Source organism: Marinobacter sp. SS13-12 (assembly GCF_030227115.1).
GTDB lineage: Bacteria > Pseudomonadota > Gammaproteobacteria > Pseudomonadales > Oleiphilaceae > Marinobacter.
In genome coordinates this window covers 2,133,512-2,151,027 of record NZ_JASSUA010000001.1, presented here as the reverse complement: position 1 = coordinate 2,151,027, position 17,516 = coordinate 2,133,512, and the positions used below count along the sequence as shown (strand labels likewise).

14 protein-coding genes are annotated in these 17,516 nt (G+C 55.9%); 4 read left to right on the top strand and 10 right to left on the bottom strand.

The window, feature by feature from the left end; translation table 11 throughout:
• Positions 1-167: 167 nt before the first annotated feature.
• The 6 genes from QPL94_RS09865 to QPL94_RS09840 form a co-directional block, all read right to left on the bottom strand.
• Positions 168-1,379: an argininosuccinate synthase gene (locus tag QPL94_RS09865; protein WP_285357090.1), complete on the bottom strand. Its 1,212-nt coding sequence runs from the start codon at positions 1,377-1,379 to the stop codon at positions 168-170.
• A 75-nt stretch (positions 1,380-1,454) separates the two neighbouring features.
• Entirely contained in the window at positions 1,455-1,601 is a 147-nt protein-coding gene (locus tag QPL94_RS09860; RefSeq protein ID WP_285357089.1) for a hypothetical protein, read from the bottom strand.
• A gap of 133 nt (positions 1,602-1,734) precedes the next feature.
• Complete coding sequence (gene fliS / locus QPL94_RS09855) at positions 1,735-2,136, bottom strand: flagellar export chaperone FliS (protein WP_285357088.1); 402 nt, start codon at positions 2,134-2,136, stop codon at positions 1,735-1,737.
• 36 nt (positions 2,137-2,172) lie between these two features.
• On the bottom strand, positions 2,173-4,164 hold the full coding sequence (gene fliD / locus QPL94_RS09850; protein ID WP_285357087.1) for a flagellar filament capping protein FliD: 1,992 nt from the start codon (positions 4,162-4,164) through the stop codon (positions 2,173-2,175).
• A 212-nt stretch (positions 4,165-4,376) separates the two neighbouring features.
• Positions 4,377-4,829, bottom strand: a complete 453-nt coding sequence (locus tag QPL94_RS09845) for a flagellar protein FlaG (protein ID WP_285357086.1) — start codon at positions 4,827-4,829, stop codon at positions 4,377-4,379.
• Between the two features lie 84 nt (positions 4,830-4,913).
• Positions 4,914-6,401: a flagellin gene (locus tag QPL94_RS09840; protein WP_285357085.1), complete on the bottom strand. Its 1,488-nt coding sequence runs from the start codon at positions 6,399-6,401 to the stop codon at positions 4,914-4,916.
• A gap of 385 nt (positions 6,402-6,786) precedes the next feature.
• On the opposite strand from QPL94_RS09840, the gene QPL94_RS09835 reads away from it, so the two are divergent.
• Positions 6,787-8,310, top strand: a complete 1,524-nt coding sequence (locus QPL94_RS09835) for a flagellin (RefSeq protein ID WP_285357084.1) — start codon at positions 6,787-6,789, stop codon at positions 8,308-8,310.
• A 464-nt stretch (positions 8,311-8,774) separates the two neighbouring features.
• A complete protein-coding gene (locus QPL94_RS09830) occupies positions 8,775-10,772 on the top strand; it encodes a tetratricopeptide repeat protein (protein ID WP_285357083.1) in 1,998 nt (665 codons plus the stop codon).
• A 113-nt stretch (positions 10,773-10,885) separates the two neighbouring features.
• Here the strand turns inward: QPL94_RS09830 and sbcB are convergent, their stop codons facing one another.
• Positions 10,886-12,331, bottom strand: a complete 1,446-nt coding sequence (gene sbcB / locus QPL94_RS09825) for an exodeoxyribonuclease I (protein WP_285357082.1) — start codon at positions 12,329-12,331, stop codon at positions 10,886-10,888.
• Between the two features lie 186 nt (positions 12,332-12,517).
• The gene (locus QPL94_RS09820; protein ID WP_285357081.1) at positions 12,518-13,384 is read right to left on the bottom strand and encodes a hypothetical protein; all 867 of its coding nucleotides are present in this window, start codon (positions 13,382-13,384) and stop codon (positions 12,518-12,520) included.
• A gap of 200 nt (positions 13,385-13,584) precedes the next feature.
• On the opposite strand from QPL94_RS09820, the gene QPL94_RS09815 reads away from it, so the two are divergent.
• Together QPL94_RS09815 and QPL94_RS09810 are read left to right on the top strand one after the other, a co-directional pair.
• A complete protein-coding gene (locus QPL94_RS09815) occupies positions 13,585-14,610 on the top strand; it encodes a response regulator (RefSeq protein WP_285357080.1) in 1,026 nt (341 codons plus the stop codon).
• A 2-nt stretch (positions 14,611-14,612) separates the two neighbouring features.
• A complete protein-coding gene (locus QPL94_RS09810; protein ID WP_285357079.1) occupies positions 14,613-15,578 on the top strand; it encodes a sensor domain-containing diguanylate cyclase in 966 nt (321 codons plus the stop codon).
• A gap of 121 nt (positions 15,579-15,699) precedes the next feature.
• Here the strand turns inward: QPL94_RS09810 and QPL94_RS09805 are convergent, their stop codons facing one another.
• Together QPL94_RS09805 and tviB are read right to left on the bottom strand one after the other, a co-directional pair.
• Positions 15,700-16,068, bottom strand: a complete 369-nt coding sequence (locus QPL94_RS09805; RefSeq protein ID WP_285357078.1) for a histone-like nucleoid-structuring protein, MvaT/MvaU family — start codon at positions 16,066-16,068, stop codon at positions 15,700-15,702.
• 158 nt (positions 16,069-16,226) lie between these two features.
• Positions 16,227-17,489, bottom strand: a complete 1,263-nt coding sequence (gene tviB, locus QPL94_RS09800; protein ID WP_285357077.1) for a Vi polysaccharide biosynthesis UDP-N-acetylglucosamine C-6 dehydrogenase TviB — start codon at positions 17,487-17,489, stop codon at positions 16,227-16,229.
• Between the last annotated feature and the right edge of the window lie 27 nt (positions 17,490-17,516).

The following is a 17,516-nucleotide window of genomic DNA, read 5'->3' as shown; positions in this document are numbered from 1 at the left end:
GGGCAGGCAATACCAAGCTCTGGAAAGCCAGGCAGGGACCGCTTTTCAGGACTGTCGTTGGCCAAGGATGGCCAACGTCAAGCGCACATGGATGTGCTCGTAGCGTGTCCTGAAAAGCGGTCCCTGCCTGGCGACTACTCCAAGCCCATCAGGCCCGGATCCAGACTTTAAAGCTTGCGCCCCTTACCAGCAGCAATACGCAGGCGCAAGGCATTCAGCTTGATAAAGCCCTCAGCATCCTTCTGGTCATACGCCCCCTGATCTTCCTCAAAGGTCGCAATCTTCTCATCAAACAGCGAATCGTCAGACTTCCGCCCGACCACATCCACATTGCCCTTATAAAGCTTCAACCGCACCGTGCCATTCACATAGGTCTGGGTCTGATCGATCAGCGCCTGCAGCGCCTCACGCTCCGGCGACCACCAGTAACCGTTGTAGATCACCTCCGCATAGCGCGGCATGATGCTGTCCTTCAAGTGCGCCACTTCCCGGTCCAGAGTAATGGACTCAATGGCACGATGGGCACGCAGCATAACGGTACCGCCCGGGGTCTCGTAGCAGCCGCGGGACTTCATGCCCACATAGCGGTTCTCAACAATATCCAGGCGACCAATACCATTGTCACCGGCCAGCTTGTTCAGGGTCTCCAGCACGACATGGGGCTTCATCTCCTGGCCATCAATGGCCACGATATCGCCCTTTTCATAGGTCACTTCAACGTAAGTCGGCGTGTCCGGCGCAGCTTCCGGAGACACACTCCAGCGCCACATATCTTCCTCGGCTTCCGCCCAGGGGTCTTCCAGATTCATGCCTTCGTAGGAAATGTGCAGCAGGTTGGCATCCATGGAGTACGGGCTCTTGCCCTTCTTCTTCTCCACCGGAATGTTGCGCTCGTCGCAGTAGGCCAGCAGCTTCTCGCGGGAGTTCAGGTCCCACTCACGCCAGGGCGCAATCACCTTCACTCCCGGCTTCAGCGCGTAAGCACCCAGCTCAAATCGAACCTGATCATTGCCCTTGCCAGTCGCGCCATGAGAAATCGCATCCGCGCCGGTTTCATTGGCAATCTCAATCAGACGACGGGAGATCAGCGGGCGGGCAATTGAAGTACCGAGCAGGTACTCCCCTTCATAGATGGTATTGGCGCGGAACATCGGGAACACGTAATCGCGCACGAACTCCTCGCGCAGGTCCTCGATGTAGATTTCCTTGACGCCCAGCGCCTTGGCCTTTGTGCGCGCCGGCTCCACTTCCTCACCCTGGCCGATGTCGGCGGTAAAGGTCACCACCTCACACTCATAGGTATCCTGCAACCAGCGAACGATTACCGAGGTATCCAGGCCACCGGAATAGGCCAGCACCACCTTTTTAATATCAGACATGCCCTTGCTCCAGACTGAACAGAATGGATGTATCGAAAATAAGCCGCATATTGTACGGGACCGCGGGGGGAATGGCTATTGGGCGGAAAGGAGGGTGTCGTGTTTGTAGGCGCTGGCCGCGTTGCTATAGAAAATACGGTGAAGCTCGCCGTCAGCTTCCATCTCATCAATGGCTGCACTGAACTTGCGGGCGACCTCTGGCCGGCTTGAGGCCCGGGACATGTAAAGCGCGCCCTTCTGGCCAGAATCGCCGAAATCCGCCCCAGTGAAATTAACTCCACTGCCTGGCTGATGGCGCTCACCGGCACCTTCACAACGTCTGTATCAAAACCGGAAACCGGCTGACCAACTGCAATCACACCGCCTGCTGTTGCAGCGAAGTCGCCTCTTCGCGGATACCGTCCCAGCCGTCTTTGATAGACCGCAACAGGTCAGCCACTTCGTCAAGCTTGGCGACGTCGTTCTTGGCGTTGGCCTCAAACAGGGTGCGCTCCATGTAGTCGTAGAGTGACTCCAGGCGAACGGCCAGGTCACCGCCTTTTTCGAAATCCAGGAAGCCCCGCAGGCCGCCGATGATCTCGATGGCCTTGGAAATCAGCTTGCCCTTGCCTTCGAAATCCTTCGCCTGCACACGGGCCTTGGCCATGTTGATGCGCTCCAGGGCGCCGTTGTACAGAAGATGGATCAGCTTGTGTGGGTCCGCATCAGTGATGCTGGTCTGGGTGTTGACCCGTTGGTATGCCTGCAAACCGTTCATAGGTAACCTCTTTATTCGCTTTTCAAGCAATAATCATCAATTATTATTGCGATTGTTCTGTGGCGCCAATGCAGCAAGCTGCTGGGTGACGTAGTCCCGGGTACTATTGAGCTGGGAAATCAGGGCATCTGCAGCGCTGAACTGACTCACCAGGCGCTCCCGGTAGGCTGCGACCCGCTCTTCCAGCCTGGTGCGGCTTTCCTGAATCTGATCCAGTTCCCGGTTAAGACTGTCGGTACGGGATTCGAAGGCGCCACCAGCACCTACCATGCTGGTGACCAGGTCCACGGTGCGCTCTCCAACCCCTTCAATGAAGTTGATGGAACCACGATCACCAGTCTGGTCACCCAGAATCCGGACCTGCAGACCGGATGCCCCACCGTTATCACTGGACAAAAACAGGACTTGGCCATCGCCCTCTGCTGTCCTGCCATCGATAGTGCCGGCCACATCCAGTCCATCGGTACTGGCATTGGTGTCCAGCCCGAAAGTAGCCGCATTTTCCGCAGAAGACAGCGAAACACTGGACTCACTGCCATAGCTGGAAGAGGTGAAGCTCAGGTTGCCTGCGCCGTCCACCCCGGCCTGCACCGAAACACCGGCCGCGTTCAGTGCATTATTGGAATCCAGCTGGGCCTGAATCTCGTCCAGCATGCTTTGCTGATCGGCATAGGTACCCTGCGTCAACGCCAGATTCACAGTAATATCGCCGTTTACAGTCAGGGCCAGCTCATCATTGGTGTCGGTAATGTCAAAACTGTTACCCAACGCAGTGCCGCCCACAAGCTGGCCACGGGTAGCCGCCTGAGTCACGTTGATGTCGTATTTTCCCGGTTCCGTGTCAAGGCCACTGCGCACAAACTCAACCTGGCCGTCAGAGGCTCTGCCTTGCTCGGCGAACAGCGCCGTAACATCGTCCGGATTGGCCTTGAGCTGCTCTTCAAACTTGTCCCGGTCAAACTCGAGCCCGCCAGTTTCCCAGTCAGTGGTAATACCCACATCCGCCAGGCTACGTATACTGGCATTCTCCATACCCGGCACGACACGGGTAAGAATGCTCCGCAGCTGGTTCTGAATGTTGCGAACGGTGGAATCACCGGTCAGCAAGCTGCCAGTGCCCGACTCTGCGTTGAAGCCCGCAAGGCTGTCGATGGTGGACTGCAAAGCATTGAACTTGTCGACAAAGCCCTGAACCCGATCCGCCACCGCGCCCAGATCCTGCTCCACCTTGACAGTCGACGTGCCGAGGGCCGTGGCATCAAAGGTGAGGCCATCGATCACATTTTCGAAGGTGTTGGAGGAGCGAGTGACTTCAACGCCGTTGACCTTCATCACCGCATCGTTGGCAGCAATGGTTTCCTGCAGGCCCGCGCCCGGGTCCATAGTGTCGTTGAAGGCGAAGCGGGAAAGTCCCTCGTTATCGGTATTGGTGCCACCGCTATCACCACTGACAGAAATACTGACAGAGTTGGCGGTGCCGGTCTCGTCAGCAGAAAGCACCAGCTGGTAACCGTTGCCGGTATCAATCACACCGGCGGAAACCCCGGCATCGGATTCATTGATGGCATTCGCCAGCCCCTGCAACGAATCATTGCTGCTATCAATAGTAACGTTGGTGATCTTGTCGCCCACAGAAAGCTTCAGGGTTCCCTGGCCAACGCTGGTCGAGTCCCGGTCTGCAAATACCGCCTGGGAGGCCAGAGCCTGCGCAGATGCCAGACTGGTCACCTCAACGCTGTAGGTGCCCCGACTGGCCTTGGTGCTGTCCACTGACACCCCGATATCGCTATTGGAGGAGGACGCAGAAAAGGCCTTCAGGTTATCCGGTGAGCTGAGTTGGCGCATGGGCAGGCGCAGCTCGGTTACAGCACTGCGGAGCTTGCCATAGGCAGACAAAAGCGCCTCATTCTGCTGAGTCTGCCGGGTCAGACGGGTGTCAGTGGGTTTGCGTTCAGCAGCAACCAACTGATCCACCAGGTCCGAGTTAAGAACCCCTGAGCCAATACCTAACGATGAGATGCTTGCCATAACCATGCCTCCTCAAGGGGGCGAAATTCGATACTGTTCAGTTTATCGGCAAAAGGCGGCAAAACTTTGCCCATTACTTCCGCTTTTTTGTAACACCACGTAACCAGCACTCCTGCCGCCCATCTCCCCAAAACGCAGAACACCGCCGGCCCCTCTCGGGTGCGGCGGTGCTGAAAGTCCGTCATTTACATCAGGGGAAAAGCGGCAAGCCTCTACACCTTGATGTTAAACAACGTCAGCGGTTCATCCTGCTGCAAGTTTTCTGCCAACCTCAATGCAACTTCATCCGGAATCTGCCGAATAACTTCCTGGGTAGACTGGTCAACTACTTTCACAACCGTCTGCCCCAGTTCGTTATCCACCTCAAACTGCAAATCCCGCTGGACGGTCTGAACAAAATCGTTCAGTTGCGACACCGCGTCATCCAGTTGCTCCCGCCGGGCTTCGTTGCGCGTCTCGAGCCGCTCGGCTTTCGAAGGCTGCTCAGCCTGATTGGGGGCCTGACTGGGAGACTGCACACGGTCCGAACGGCCAGCCGATGAAGGTGCTACCTGGGCTGAGGCACTCCTGCCTTCGGCCTGAGATGACGACATTGCCCTTACCGGAGCCTGTTCACTGGAACGAACCAGCTTCAAATCCGGGCTGTTCAGGTTAACGTCATTCATAGCTTTACCTCGCTATCCTCAAACGGCGTTAAACCGGGGCTTCTCTTTATCAGAAAAGCCCCGGCTTGTGCCGCTATGCCCCGATTACTGCAGGAGGGACAGAACCTGCTGAGGCCGCGCGTTGGCCTGTGCCAGTACCGAGATACCGGCCTGCTGCAGTACCTGGGACTTGGACAGCTTCGCTGTTTCTGCTGCGAAGTCGGCGTCCAGGATACGGCTGTTGGCGGCACTCAGGTTTTCTGAAGTTGTTGCAAGGTTTGCAATAGTGGATTCAAATCGATTCTGGATCGCACCAAGATCACCACGCAACCCATTGACAGAGGTCAGCGCCGAGTCAATACGCTTGATCGCGTCATTGGCCCCCGAGACATCGCTAACATCAACATTGCTGAGAGTAGACGTATCCTTTGAAATCACATAACCAGCCGATGAGAAGCCCAGAGCTGCCCCATCTCCAGTAATTTCAATCGCTTCAGAAGCGCTCAACGTAACCGTGCCAACATTGGTATTAGCGCCAGACGCTACTGCGCCAGCCGTAGCTCCCAACACAGAATCGTTTGTGCCAACAGTAAGCCCACCTGCAACCGCAACGGGCGTGGTTCCAGCACCTTCAGTAAGCTCCTGATTCACTGTGACGTCACGCCCATCGACAGATGTAAGGGTCAGAGCTCCTCCGTCCAACGAAGCAGTCACGCCGGTCTTGCTTGATGCATCATTGATGGCATTCTTCACCTGCTCAGCAGAAATGCCCGCGGTTAGATCGGTGGTGGAGAATATCGTTTCACCGTTGATATCCAAAGCGTAAGAGTCGGCGTCATCACCAACAACAGCTGCGATGTCGTACGTCGCCGTATTCTCTGCCTCAGCAGTCAACCCCGAAATCCCTGCGCTCTTTATCGCTTCAGCTTTAGCATAGGCACTGCTCACAGACTGGCCAGCCTCGGTACCCGCAACAGAGCCGCCAATGTTGTAAGTTTCGCCTGAGCCAACTTGAATCGTGCCCGTTCCGGTCAAGGCAGTGCCAAAGGTGCCCCTGCCACTAGTTTCCTCTGCAATCTGGCCGATCTGGTTTGCCCGAGCGCCTTGGCTGAGGTTTACAGAGATTGTCTCGCCAGCATTAGCTCCAACCTGAAAATCTGCTACGCCAAAGTTGCCATCCAGAACTTTTAACCCGTTAAAAGACGTCTGAGAGGCAATGCGGTCGATTTCTTCAACTCGTTGACTTACCTCTTGGTTCAGCGCTGCTCGATCCGAGGCACTATTGGTAGCGTTTGCGGACTGAACAGCCAGCTCGCGGATGCGCTGCAGGTTGTTGGTGATTTCGTCCAGCGCCCCCTCTGCAGTTTGCGCAAGAGAAATGCCATCATTGGCATTACGCTGCGCCACATTTAGGCCTGAAATCTGGGACTGAAAACGAGTAGAGATCGCGAGACCAGCGGCATCGTCTTTGGCTGAGTTAATACGCAGACCAGATGAGAGACGCTCGAGTGCCTGATCATTCATTTTTTGCGAATCGCTCAACTGATTCTGAGCAGACAGTGAAGCCACGTTAGTGTTGATACCGAGAGCCATATTGCTTCTCCTTCGACATGTTGTCGTTATTTCATGGAAAAGGTGTGGCGCCCGTTTTTTTGGTTTAGGAGCGCCTCCCTGTTGCAATGCTTAACGGCGCCCCTTTCGCATCCTTTAGAGAAATGTGTCTGGAATTTGTAAGGGAATGTAAAAGCGGCAACTCACTTCCGATTTCCACTGCCAGAAAACGGCCACCCTAAGGCACCTCCTATCCCGATGACTTATTTATTTTCTTTAGAAACAGATCGTTAGTTAATAATCGATAAAACTGGCACGTACTTCGCTTCGCCCTCTGCAAAACGGCAATTAAACGAACTTCGGCCGGCAAGGCGTCCATATTGATCGGGCACCGGGTTACCGGCATCTCTGAGCAGGGAGAAAAGAAATGCCCCAGGTCATTAACACCAATATTGCGTCGCTGAACGCGCAAAGAAATCTGAACACCTCACAGGGCCAGGCCAACCAGGCTCTCGAAAGACTCTCCTCCGGTCTGAGGATCAACTCTGCAAAAGACGATGCAGCAGGCCTGGCCATATCTACCAGATTTGAGGCACAGATCAGCGGCCTGAATATGGCACAGCGAAATGCCAACGATGGTATCTCGCTGGCTCAGACCGCCGAAGGTGCACTGGCTGAAGTGACCAATAACCTGCAGCGCATCCGCGAGCTGGCGGTGCAATCAGCCAACGCCACCAACAGCACATCGGACCGCCAGGCGCTGAATCAGGAAGTGCAACAGCGGATCGAAGAAATAAACCGCATTGCCAGCCAGACAAGCTTTAATGGACTGAAAGTTCTGGATGGCACTTTTGGTGAGCAAACCTTCCAGGTAGGCGCCAATGCCGGTGAGACCATCGGCATAAGCGGGCTGGATTCCAGGGGTTCACAGATTGGCTCTGTGATCGAGAACACAGCCGGCCTTTCGGACATTACTGCCGGGTACGAAGCTGTCGAAACCAGCTCGACCAACCTCCAGGCTACGTTGACTTTTCCGATTACAACGTCTGGCGGGAACGACACCGTCACGGTCAATGGCACGACGCTGACCCTTGCCGACAGCACCTATAACACACCTGAGGACCTGGCGGCCGCCATCCAGGGTGAAATTGATACAGCCGTTGCCGGAGGCGACACGGCACTGACTGGAATTTCGGTAAGCGCTAATAGTGGCGGGGAATTGGTCTTTTCCAACACCAGGAGCGAAGCATTCGATGCGGTATTCGCTGTTGTGGATGACGATGATGCTGCCAGCTATACCGAGACGGTCAATGTTGCCATAGCGGACACTCCGATATCTCTGGAAGAGTATTTTGAATCCGGGGAAACTGCCACATTTGATGTGGACATCAACGGTCTGGCATTTTCAATCGTTGATGCGACATCCTTGAACGACATCGTGTCTCAAGTGAACGCCAGAACGGTAGATACGGGTGTACGTGCCAACCTCAATTCCGAAAATGACGAGATAATCTTCTCGTCTCAGTTTGGCGAAGCCTTTGAAGTATCACTGACCAGCTCTGACCTGCTGGCGGATGATGGCGTCACACCACGAATTGACGAAACATACACTGCCACCATTGCTGACAACACCGTAGCCGTCAACGACCTGGCAATTGATACCCGGGATGGAGCGGAGCAGGCCTTGGTAGCAGTCGACTACGCCTTCGACAAGATCAACGGCTTCCGTGCCGAGCTCGGCGCCGTGCAGAACCGCTTCGAGTCCACCATCGCCAACCTGGCAACCACCTCGGAAAACTTGTCGGCCTCCAACAGCCGAATCCGAGATGCAGACTTTGCGGCGGAGAGTGCAGAGCTGGCGCGTACCCAGGTGTTGCAGCAGGCTGGCCTCTCGGTATTGGCCCAGGCCAATGCGAGGCCGCAGCAGGTGTTGCAGTTGTTGCAGGGCTAAGTATCGGTCTGAAGTAAACGAACGAAACAGCCGGGCTTTGAGTCCGGCTGTTTCGTTTTGGAGTTTTCTTTTGGTTTGTTTTGTCGGATTACGCTTCGCTAATCCGACCTACAACTCCCTGGCACGATGGTTCCCAGGTAGGTCGGATTAGTAAAGCGTAATCCGACAAATGCCGACGTTACCACCAAAGCCTGAATCGGCCCGGGGGCGGGGATTCCTTTTCTGCCAGAAAAAGGTGTCTGAGCGCAGCGAGTTCTTTTTCCAAAGAAAAGGGATCCCCGGCGCCGGGCCAGCCACCGTAGTTATCAGGCCTGGGTTGTCGGATTACGCTTCGCTAATCCGACCTACGGGTTGCCTCAAACTGGCATGGGTTTCGCAACCTTTCCTTCAAAGCACTGCAAAACGTCAAAAAACTGCAGACCATTGCCGCTCGGTTGCCGCGGCGGGGTTTTACGAGGTGTCCCATGCAAGCACAGCACAATATCCACGCCACAGATGCACAAAAGGCTCATATCTCGCGGCTCCTGCTGCAGGCTAACCTCGCCTATGGGGAGTCCAACAGCCCGGTATCGCTGGTTCAGCGCGTCAAGGCACGGCATGAATGCCGGGGCTATCTGGGAGAGATCCTGGCGCAGGAACCGGGCAATACCGCAGCGCTGGGCTTGCTTGGGCGCGTGGAGCTGGATGAGGGCCACCTCGAGAAAGCGCATACCCTGTTCACAGACAGCCTGAGCCAGGATCCGTCGCAACCGCAGCAGTTTACCAATCTGGGGTACTGGGCCATCCGTTCCGAACGCCCCGCCCTGGCGGAGCAGTATTTCATCCAGGGCCTGGAGATGGACCGGCAATCCGCCGCCGCTTTCTGCGGGGTTGCCCATGCCAAGCGCTTGCAGGGCCAGTTTGATGTGGCCTACCTGCATTACCGAAAACTGCTGGAAATGGGCCTGGAATGGCCGTCCATCTATAGCGGCATGCTCACCTGCGCCGAACAGCTGGACGTGCAGAAAGCGGACTCAAAGCTGGCTCGGGATGCCATTCTCCTGCTGCGCCACACCGGCCTGCCCCACCAGGAAATCGGTCGTTTCGTGGGCGCCATCATCCGCCAACAATATGACCTGGAAAATCCGAACGCCCAGGTCGCCCTGGACGCCGCCAGCGAAGACGAACTGCTGATCCTGGCCCTGGAAAAAACCCTGATGCCGGATCCCGCCGTGGAAGAACTGGTCACCCTGCTTCGCCGCGCTATCATTGCCGAAGTCGCTCAAACCGTTGAATTGCGGGACGAACTCCAGCCACTGGCACTCGCCCTGGCCCTGTATGCAGACCGCACCGGCTACGCCCTGACCGCAGAAGACGACGAGGAGCGCCTGGTTTCGGCCATTAATGAGAGCATCTGTGCGCAACTGGCCATGGGCGAGGAACAGGACGGCATGATTGGCTCGCTGATCATCAGCGCCATGTACGGCGCCATGTTCCACCAGAAGTTCGCGGTTCAGCTTGGCCGCTGGAACCTGGTGGATTGGCCCGTCGCCCTGCAGCCAGTAATGGCCGCAAGCTACTACAACCGCGCCTCGGAAGAAGCCATCAAACAGAATTTTGATGAAAAAGCCGAAGAACTGTGCCTGGAGAAAACCGATGTACCCCAGGCCTGGCCCAGTTGGTCAAAGCTCGCATACCGTACCGAATCCAGCCTGAAAACCATGATGGCTTCGGAACTGGGCATGAACACCGACCAGCTGCCAGACACCCTGCGCATCATGGTCTGCGGTGCCCAGTCCGGCCAGCGCGCCATGGAGCTGGCCCACTACCTGAAAGACGTGGAAGTCATCGCTGTGGACGAGTCCCTGGCCAATATCGCCAAGGCTACGAGGCTGGCCGGGGAAATGGGCATCGACAACATCGTCTTCTGGCCCTGGTCCATCGCCCAGCGATTCGTGGCCGATGACCACAAAGTACACTGGATCGAAATTGGCCGCCTGCCCTCGGCAAAAATGACCGACGTATCCCTGGCCGCCCTGGTCAGCTCCGCCACCGGCAACGGTGCCGTGGTGCACATGCACACCGCCGTTGATGAACAGACCGACGGCGACAAACAGATCCGTCACCTGGTTGCCCAGCACAACCTGAAACCCACCCGCACGGCCCTGCGCCAGCTCCGCAAAATGGTGCTCACCAACCGTCAGGACCCGATGTGGCAGTCGCTGGTATCTGAAACCGACTTCTACGGCCTGGGCGGCTGCCGGGACCGCTGGTTCTGCGAGCAGGACACCGGGCAGTTAAAGGAACTGATGGCCCTGGTGAGCAATGAGGTGGAGTGGAAGCTGGTCAAGGCGCGGGACACCGACGGCCACAGCCTGGCCACAAAGCCCGTACAGCAGCAGATTCAGGCAGAGGCACTGGGGAGCGAGGTGCAGAGTTTAATGGGGCAAGGGTTGAGCGTTTATTTTCAGCGGCGGCGGTGATTGTCGTTCAGGATGGTTTGTCGGATTACGCTTCGCTAATCCGACCTACCGCCATGGATCATGTAGGTCGGATTAGGCCCAACGGGCCGTAATCCGACAACCACACTTCCACGCTAAACGTACGGAATCAAAGACTCCCCATACAACTGCAACTCCTCCAGAACATGCCGCTTTTCCGGTGTAAGCTCGGGGTCCGCAGCCAGGGTCTGCAGAATTCTGAAAAACTCCTCCAAAGACCGCCAGCCCTTCTTGGGCTGCATTAACCTTTGCTGTCGAAATTCCTCCCACTTCTCCTGCTCTTCCGAAATCAGAGTATCGGGATAATTCCTCGCCCGGTACCGAAACAGCATCTCCTCCAGACGACCATCCTCAAACCGCACTTCCTGTTCCCCCAGCGTTTCCACCGGTTGCTGCAGCAGCCAGTTGAGCTTCTCCCGGTCAGTCTTGCTGATAAAGCCACCCGCGTAGAGTTGTTCATCCGGGTCGGTCAGGTCGCCTTCATGGGGCTGGTCGAAGGCCTGGGCAATCCGGCCAGGCAGGTCCGGAGCCTTGCGGAGGATGGCCAGGTGTTCCCTCAGTTTACCGCCATCCAGTTCCAGCTCTGCCAGCCGTTCTTCAGAGAGCGACTTAAGCATGGTCGCCGGGGCCAGCACCGGGCATTTGTTCAGTTGCACGCCTTTGAGGGGAAATCGGCGGTTGCCCTCCCCCAGATCTGCCTGGGAAGTGAATACCCGCTCACGAATCTGTTCAGGGGTGGCGTTGATCAGTTCGCTGGGGTCTTCCCGCAGGTCATAGACAATCACCAGGTTCTTGTTGGTGGGGTGGTCAGCCACCGGCGCCACCATGGCGCAACAACCCCGGGTAGCCGGGTACTTGGCGGAGATGTGGAATACCGGTTTCATGCTGGCGGTATCCAGCATGACGCGGGCGGAGTGTTTGTCTTTGTTCTGCAGCACAAAATCGAACAGCTTGGGCTGCTTTTCCTTGATCAGCTTTGCCACGGCAATGGTAGCTTCCACATCCGACATGGCATCGTGGGCCGCTTCGTGGGCGATGCCGTTGGCGGCGGTGAGCTCTTCCAGCTTGAAACTGGGGCTGCCGTCTTCCTTCTTCGGCCAGTTGATGCCTTCCGGCCGCAGGGCGTAGGTCAGCCGCACCATGTCGATGATGTCCCAGCGGGAGTTGCCGTTCTGCCATTCCCTTGCATAGGGATCGCGCAGGTTGCGGTATAGCGTGTGACGGGTCACTTCGTCATCGAAACGCAGGCTGTTGTAGCCCACGGCACAGGTGCCCGGCTGGCTGAAAGCCTCGTTGATCTGGGCGATGAACTCCGCCTCGGGGAAGCCGCTCCCCAGAGCCGCTTGTGGTGTGATGCCGGTAATCAGGCAGGCCTCCGGCGCGGGCACATAGTCGTCCGCCGGGGCACAGTAGATAATCAGCGGGTCTTCAATGATGTTCAGGTCAGCATCCGTGCGCACACCGGCAAACTGGGAGGGGCGATCGTGTACGGGGTCGACACCGAAGGTTTCGTAATCGTGCCAGTAGAAAGAGCGGATCACCGAAAGGACTCCTGCATTACGTTGATGGGTCGGGTGCAGGGTAGTGTAATGGAAATTAGAGGAAAAATCGGTCTGGGTGTCGGATTACGCTTTGCTAATCCGACCTACCGCCATGGGTCATTTAGCTAACGTAGGTCGGATTAGGCCCGTAGGGCCGTAATCCGACAAATGCTAACCCAACAACCATCAAAACATCCCAGTCCCCCGATCCACATAATGCGTCCGCTCCCGCTGCACCCCATTCTGCAACGTCTGCATATCCAGCGTCATACTGGTCGGCAAATTGAGGAATACCCCTTCCGGCCCCTGAATCATGTTGGTGCCGTCCAGGTCCTGCCAATCCACCGACTCACTCTGGAATGCCAGGAACAGGTCTTTGGTGAAGCCAACAGTGCCATCGCCATTATCCACGCCAACATCCATGGAAAGCAGGTTGGTCAGCGGCACGCACTCGCTGCAAGTTCCATCTTCCCCCGCCAGGCCTATCTGGGTAGCACGGTGGTTGGTGGCTACGCCTGCGCTGTCAAACAGGGTGGCATCTACCGGGTTGCCCTCGGCATCATTGATCTTCAGGCCCAGGTTGCCACTGAAACTGGCGATTTCACCCGAAAGCGTGCCCCGCGCCTGGTTCAGGCCAAAGCGAAAACCGGAAAGCTTGCCGTCCCGTTCAGCCAGTTCCAGGTAGGGCTCGATGCCCTCAAACGGAACCACCTCGTTCACATTGTAGGTGTTGCCATCCAGCTGAACGCGGTCTTCGTCGCCCTCGCGCACGTAGTGGCCAAGGGCGAAATTCTTGATATCAAGGTCGGCGCCAGAGTCGTCCCCGCCCATGATCACACGGTCGGCATTCAGCCGCTTCTCGGAATCAATCCCCAGTGTTACGCGGGTAAACTGGTGGTTGGCTCCAACCACATTGTCTACCGACATCATTGCCTGCCCTTGCACCTGGCTCATTTCCTTGTCGGAAATAGGCTCCAGTTCTGCCAGGGCAACAGGCGAAATACCCAGGCAGATGGTGAGAGGGACAGCATACCAATAAGCATCCTGTCTCATAGTGTCGTGTCTCTGATTTGTTAGTAGGCCTTGCCATCCGACGCCCGGCCTTGCGGCCCGCAGTTATTATTTTTGTTACTGCATGTTACCGCAGAGACACTATATCCCAGGCGCCAGGGCCAATAGAGTGAGTTAGTTCACAGGGCATAGAATTCAGGGTTGCCACTGCTATACTGACGAAAATAATAAACGGAGCATTCATGACCACCCGCGTTCTTATCTGCGACGACTCCTCGCTCGCTCGCAAACAAATGGCCCGCGCCCTGCCCGCCAACTGGAACGCCGACGTCACCTTCGCCATCGATGGCCGCGACGCTCTGGAAAAGCTCCGGGCAGGCGCCGGTGAGCTGATGTTCCTGGATCTCAACATGCCGGAAATGGACGGCTACCAGGTGCTGGAAACAATCCGGAAAGAAGATCTGCCGGTTCTGACGATTGTGGTCTCCGGCGACATCCAGCCCGAGGCACGGGAACGGGTACGCAAACTGGGCGCCATCGACTTCATCAAGAAGCCCACAGACACCGACCTGGTGATAAAGCTGCTGCAGGACTACGGCTTTCTTCGGCCGGAGGATCTCGCACCTGTCACCGAACCAACCGACGAGCAGAAAGCTGAACCCGCGGCGGATGAAGCCACCATCAGCCTGAACGATTACCTGCAGGAAATCTCTAACGTCGCCATGGGTCGCTCATCGGATCTGCTGGCACGGCTGTTACGGGTTTTCGTCAAACAGCCGATTCCCCGGGTGGAAATGATCGCTCGCTCAGAACTAAGCATGGCCATCTCAGCCGCCGAGGAGGACAGCTGTTATTCCGCCGTCTGCCAGGGCTTCACCGGGGCGGGAATCGCCGGCGAGGCCTTGCTGCTGTTCTCTGATGCCAGCTTCAACGACAGGGCCGAACTGCTCCACTACGAAGAAATGGACCCCGAAACCATCCAGGTAGAGGTGCTGATGGACATGTCCAGCATACTGTTCGGTGCTTTCCTGAAAGGCATCGGCGACCAACTGGACCTGAAACTCGGCCTGGGCCACCCCACGGTACTGGGCCAGCACCGGCAGATCGGAGACCTGCTGGAGCATCACAGCACGCGACAGGAAAAACTGCTGTGCATTGAAATCAGCTACGAGCTGGAAGACAGGGACATCAGTTGCGACATGCTGGTACTGCTTACCGAAGACTCAGTACCCTTCCTTGAACAACGGCTGCAGTACCTGGCGGACTAATCATGGCAATGAAAGAGATAGAGGCAAGCACCTTTCACTGGCTGGTCGACATGCTGGAATCAGTGGAAGTGGGCCTGGTAGTGCTGGACCTGGACTTCCGCGTGCAGGCCTGGAACGGCTTCATGGAACACCACAGTGGCATCACCGCCAGCAGGATCCGTGAGCAGGTATTGTTTGACGTGTTTCCCGACATCCCCAAAGCCTGGCTGACCCGCAAGGTAGACTCTGTAGTCATGCTCAACACCCGGGCGTTCACATCCTGGGAACAGCGCCCCTACCTGTTCCGTTTTCGCAACACGCGCCCGATCACCGGCACCGAAGATTTCATGTTCCAGAACCTGACCATCAGCCCCCTCTCCGCACCCGACGGAAAAGTGGATAAGATCTGCCTGATGGTTTACGACGTCACCGACATTGCCACCAGCAAGCGGGCCCTGGAAAAAGCCAACGAACAGCTGGCCAAACTGAGCATGACCGACCGCCTCACCGGCCTGCTCAACCGCGGCACCTGGGAAAACTTGATAGATGCCGAGTTCGAACGGTATCGCCGCTACGGCCACCCCACCTGCCTGGTGATGTTCGACATTGACCACTTCAAACCGGTCAACGACACCTACGGCCACCTGGCCGGCGACGAAGTCATCAAATACACCGCCAAAGTCATGAAAGACAGCCTCCGCCAGTCCGACAGTCCAGGCCGTTACGGCGGTGAGGAATTCGGCATCATCCTCCCGGAAACCGACGCCGAAGGCGCCCGCATCATCTGCGAACGCATCCGCGAAACCATCCAGAACAGCACCGTACAAACCACCGTCGCGCCCATCCAGTACACCGTCAGCATCGGCATCGCCCCGTTGACCGACGGGCCGGAGAATCATATGCAGTGGTTACAGCAGGCGGATGAGGCGTTGTATGCGGCGAAGGAAGGGGGAAGGAACCGGGTGGTGGTATTTGGGGGTGGCGGATAATATTCGTATTTTACCGAAATTGATTGTCGGATTACGCACCGCATGGCGGCGCTAATCCGACCTACGCAGGTCGGGTTAGGCGAAGCCGTAACCCGACACCGCGGCTGCAACTAAAACCCAATCAATCCTGCTGCCAACCCTGCACAGTCTCCTTCCCGTGCTTCTTCCGCCACTCATTCAAAACCTTGTGATTACCACCACGGGTCTGAACCACTTCACCGGTATGCGGGTTCTTATAGGTCTTCATCGGCCGCTTGGCACGGCTACCATTACCGGAATCAGCCTTGGCACCAGCAATAGAAGGATCAATAGCCCCCAGAATCTGAAGAACGTCTTTCGGCGACTTGTCATACTTCTTCATTAACTCGCGAACCTTGTTTTCAAATTCAAGTTCGCCTTTCAGCGCCTGGTCCTGCTCCAGCTTCGCCAGTTCTTCAGAGAGCTTTTCCATAAGCTGCTTTTTCTGGTAGTAATCGTTAATCTTTGCCATGGATATAAACCCTTATTAATGTCACTACAATTGAAATGACCGAAAAGTCAAAACTGATCATAATCGATAAGTTTAAATATGGCAAAATATTACTTCAGAAAACAGTCACCCATAAAAAAACCAGCCCGAAGGCTGGCTTAATTTAAATAACCAAAAGACTACAACCGCAAATCGGCCTCACCCAATGGGAACACACCTTTGAGATCAAATAATACACCATTGTCTTTCAGGTATTCCCGCAATTCTCCGGAAGAACGTTCCGCATATTCCCGGTGTGGCACCGCCAGCAATACCGCATCGTAGTATGCTTTCTCCGGATTCTGGTGTAATGAAATACCATACTCATGCTCGGCTTCTTCATTGTTTGCCCAGCAATCCGTTACATCCACTTTACAACCAAATTCAGACAGCTCTTTAACCACATCAATAACGCGGGTATTACGCAAATCGGGACAATTTTCTTTAAAGGTAAAGCCCATGATCAACACGCGGGCACGGGCAATGGTATGTCCTGCCTTGATCATAGCCTTCACCAGCTCAGACGCGGCATAAGGGCCCATATTGTCATTGACCCGGCGGCCCGCCAGGATAATGTCCGGGTGATAGCCAACCGCCTGGGCCTTGTGGGTCAGGTAGTAAGGGTCCACGCCAATACAATGTCCGCCAACCAGGCCCGGCTTGAAGGGCAAAAAGTTCCACTTGGTCGCAGCCGCAGCAATCACTTCATGGGTATCGATTTTAAGCTTCGAGAAAATCATCGATAACTCATTCATCAACGCAATATTCAAATCGCGCTGGGTATTCTCAATCACCTTCGCCGCTTCAGCCACTTTGATGGAACTGGCTTTGTGGGTACCGGCGGTAATAATGTCGGCATAAAGCTCGTCCACTTCCGTAGCGATTTCCGGAGTCGAGCCAGAGGTTACCTTTTTAATCGTGGTTACACGGTGCTCTTTATCACCGGGATTAATCCGCTCCGGGCTGTAACCTGCATGGAAGTCCTGATTGAAAACCAGGCCCGACACCTTCTCAAGAATAGGCACACAAACCTCTTCTGTGGCGCCCGGATAAACCGTGGACTCATAAATAACAATATCACCACGCTTGAGCACTTTCCCCACACTCTCACTGGCTTTAACCAGTGGTGTTAAATCCGGGGTTTTGAATGCGTCAATCGGCGTGGGAACCGTCACAATATAAATCTGGCAATCGCGAATACCTTCCAGGGAATCGGAAAACGACAGCCCCTTTGAAGCGGCCAACTCTTCCCGGGAAACTTCACGAGTGAAATCCACACCGTCTTTTAATTCCGCGATGCGCTTTGCATTGATATCAAAGCCGACAATGTCGCGCTTTTCCCCGAACGCTGCTGCCAAAGGCAGGCCGACATATCCAAGGCCGACTACGGCGATTTTTTTCATAATCCCAATAATCCTTTATTAACTGAT

Excerpts from the sequence above, each read along its gene's own strand:
- QPL94_RS09865 (WP_285357090.1), bottom strand. The coding sequence starts at position 1,379 with ATGTCTGATATTAAAAAGGTGGTGCTGGCCTATTCCGGTGGCCTGGAT.
- QPL94_RS09860 (WP_285357089.1), bottom strand. The coding sequence starts at position 1,601 with ATGTCCCGGGCCTCAAGCCGGCCAGAGGTCGCCCGCAAGTTCAGTGCA.
- fliS (WP_285357088.1), bottom strand. The coding sequence starts at position 2,136 with ATGAACGGTTTGCAGGCATACCAACGGGTCAACACCCAGACCAGCATC.
- fliD (WP_285357087.1), bottom strand. The coding sequence starts at position 4,164 with ATGGCAAGCATCTCATCGTTAGGTATTGGCTCAGGGGTTCTTAACTCG.
- QPL94_RS09845 (WP_285357086.1), bottom strand. The coding sequence starts at position 4,829 with ATGAATGACGTTAACCTGAACAGCCCGGATTTGAAGCTGGTTCGTTCC.
- QPL94_RS09840 (WP_285357085.1), bottom strand. The coding sequence starts at position 6,401 with ATGGCTCTCGGTATCAACACTAACGTGGCTTCACTGTCTGCTCAGAAT.
- QPL94_RS09835 (WP_285357084.1), top strand. The coding sequence starts at position 6,787 with ATGCCCCAGGTCATTAACACCAATATTGCGTCGCTGAACGCGCAAAGA.
- QPL94_RS09830 (WP_285357083.1), top strand. The coding sequence starts at position 8,775 with ATGCAAGCACAGCACAATATCCACGCCACAGATGCACAAAAGGCTCAT.
- QPL94_RS09820 (WP_285357081.1), bottom strand. The coding sequence starts at position 13,384 with ATGAGACAGGATGCTTATTGGTATGCTGTCCCTCTCACCATCTGCCTG.
- QPL94_RS09815 (WP_285357080.1), top strand. The coding sequence starts at position 13,585 with ATGACCACCCGCGTTCTTATCTGCGACGACTCCTCGCTCGCTCGCAAA.
- QPL94_RS09810 (WP_285357079.1), top strand. The coding sequence starts at position 14,613 with ATGGCAATGAAAGAGATAGAGGCAAGCACCTTTCACTGGCTGGTCGAC.
- QPL94_RS09805 (WP_285357078.1), bottom strand. The coding sequence starts at position 16,068 with ATGGCAAAGATTAACGATTACTACCAGAAAAAGCAGCTTATGGAAAAG.
- tviB (WP_285357077.1), bottom strand. The coding sequence starts at position 17,489 with ATGAAAAAAATCGCCGTAGTCGGCCTTGGATATGTCGGCCTGCCTTTG.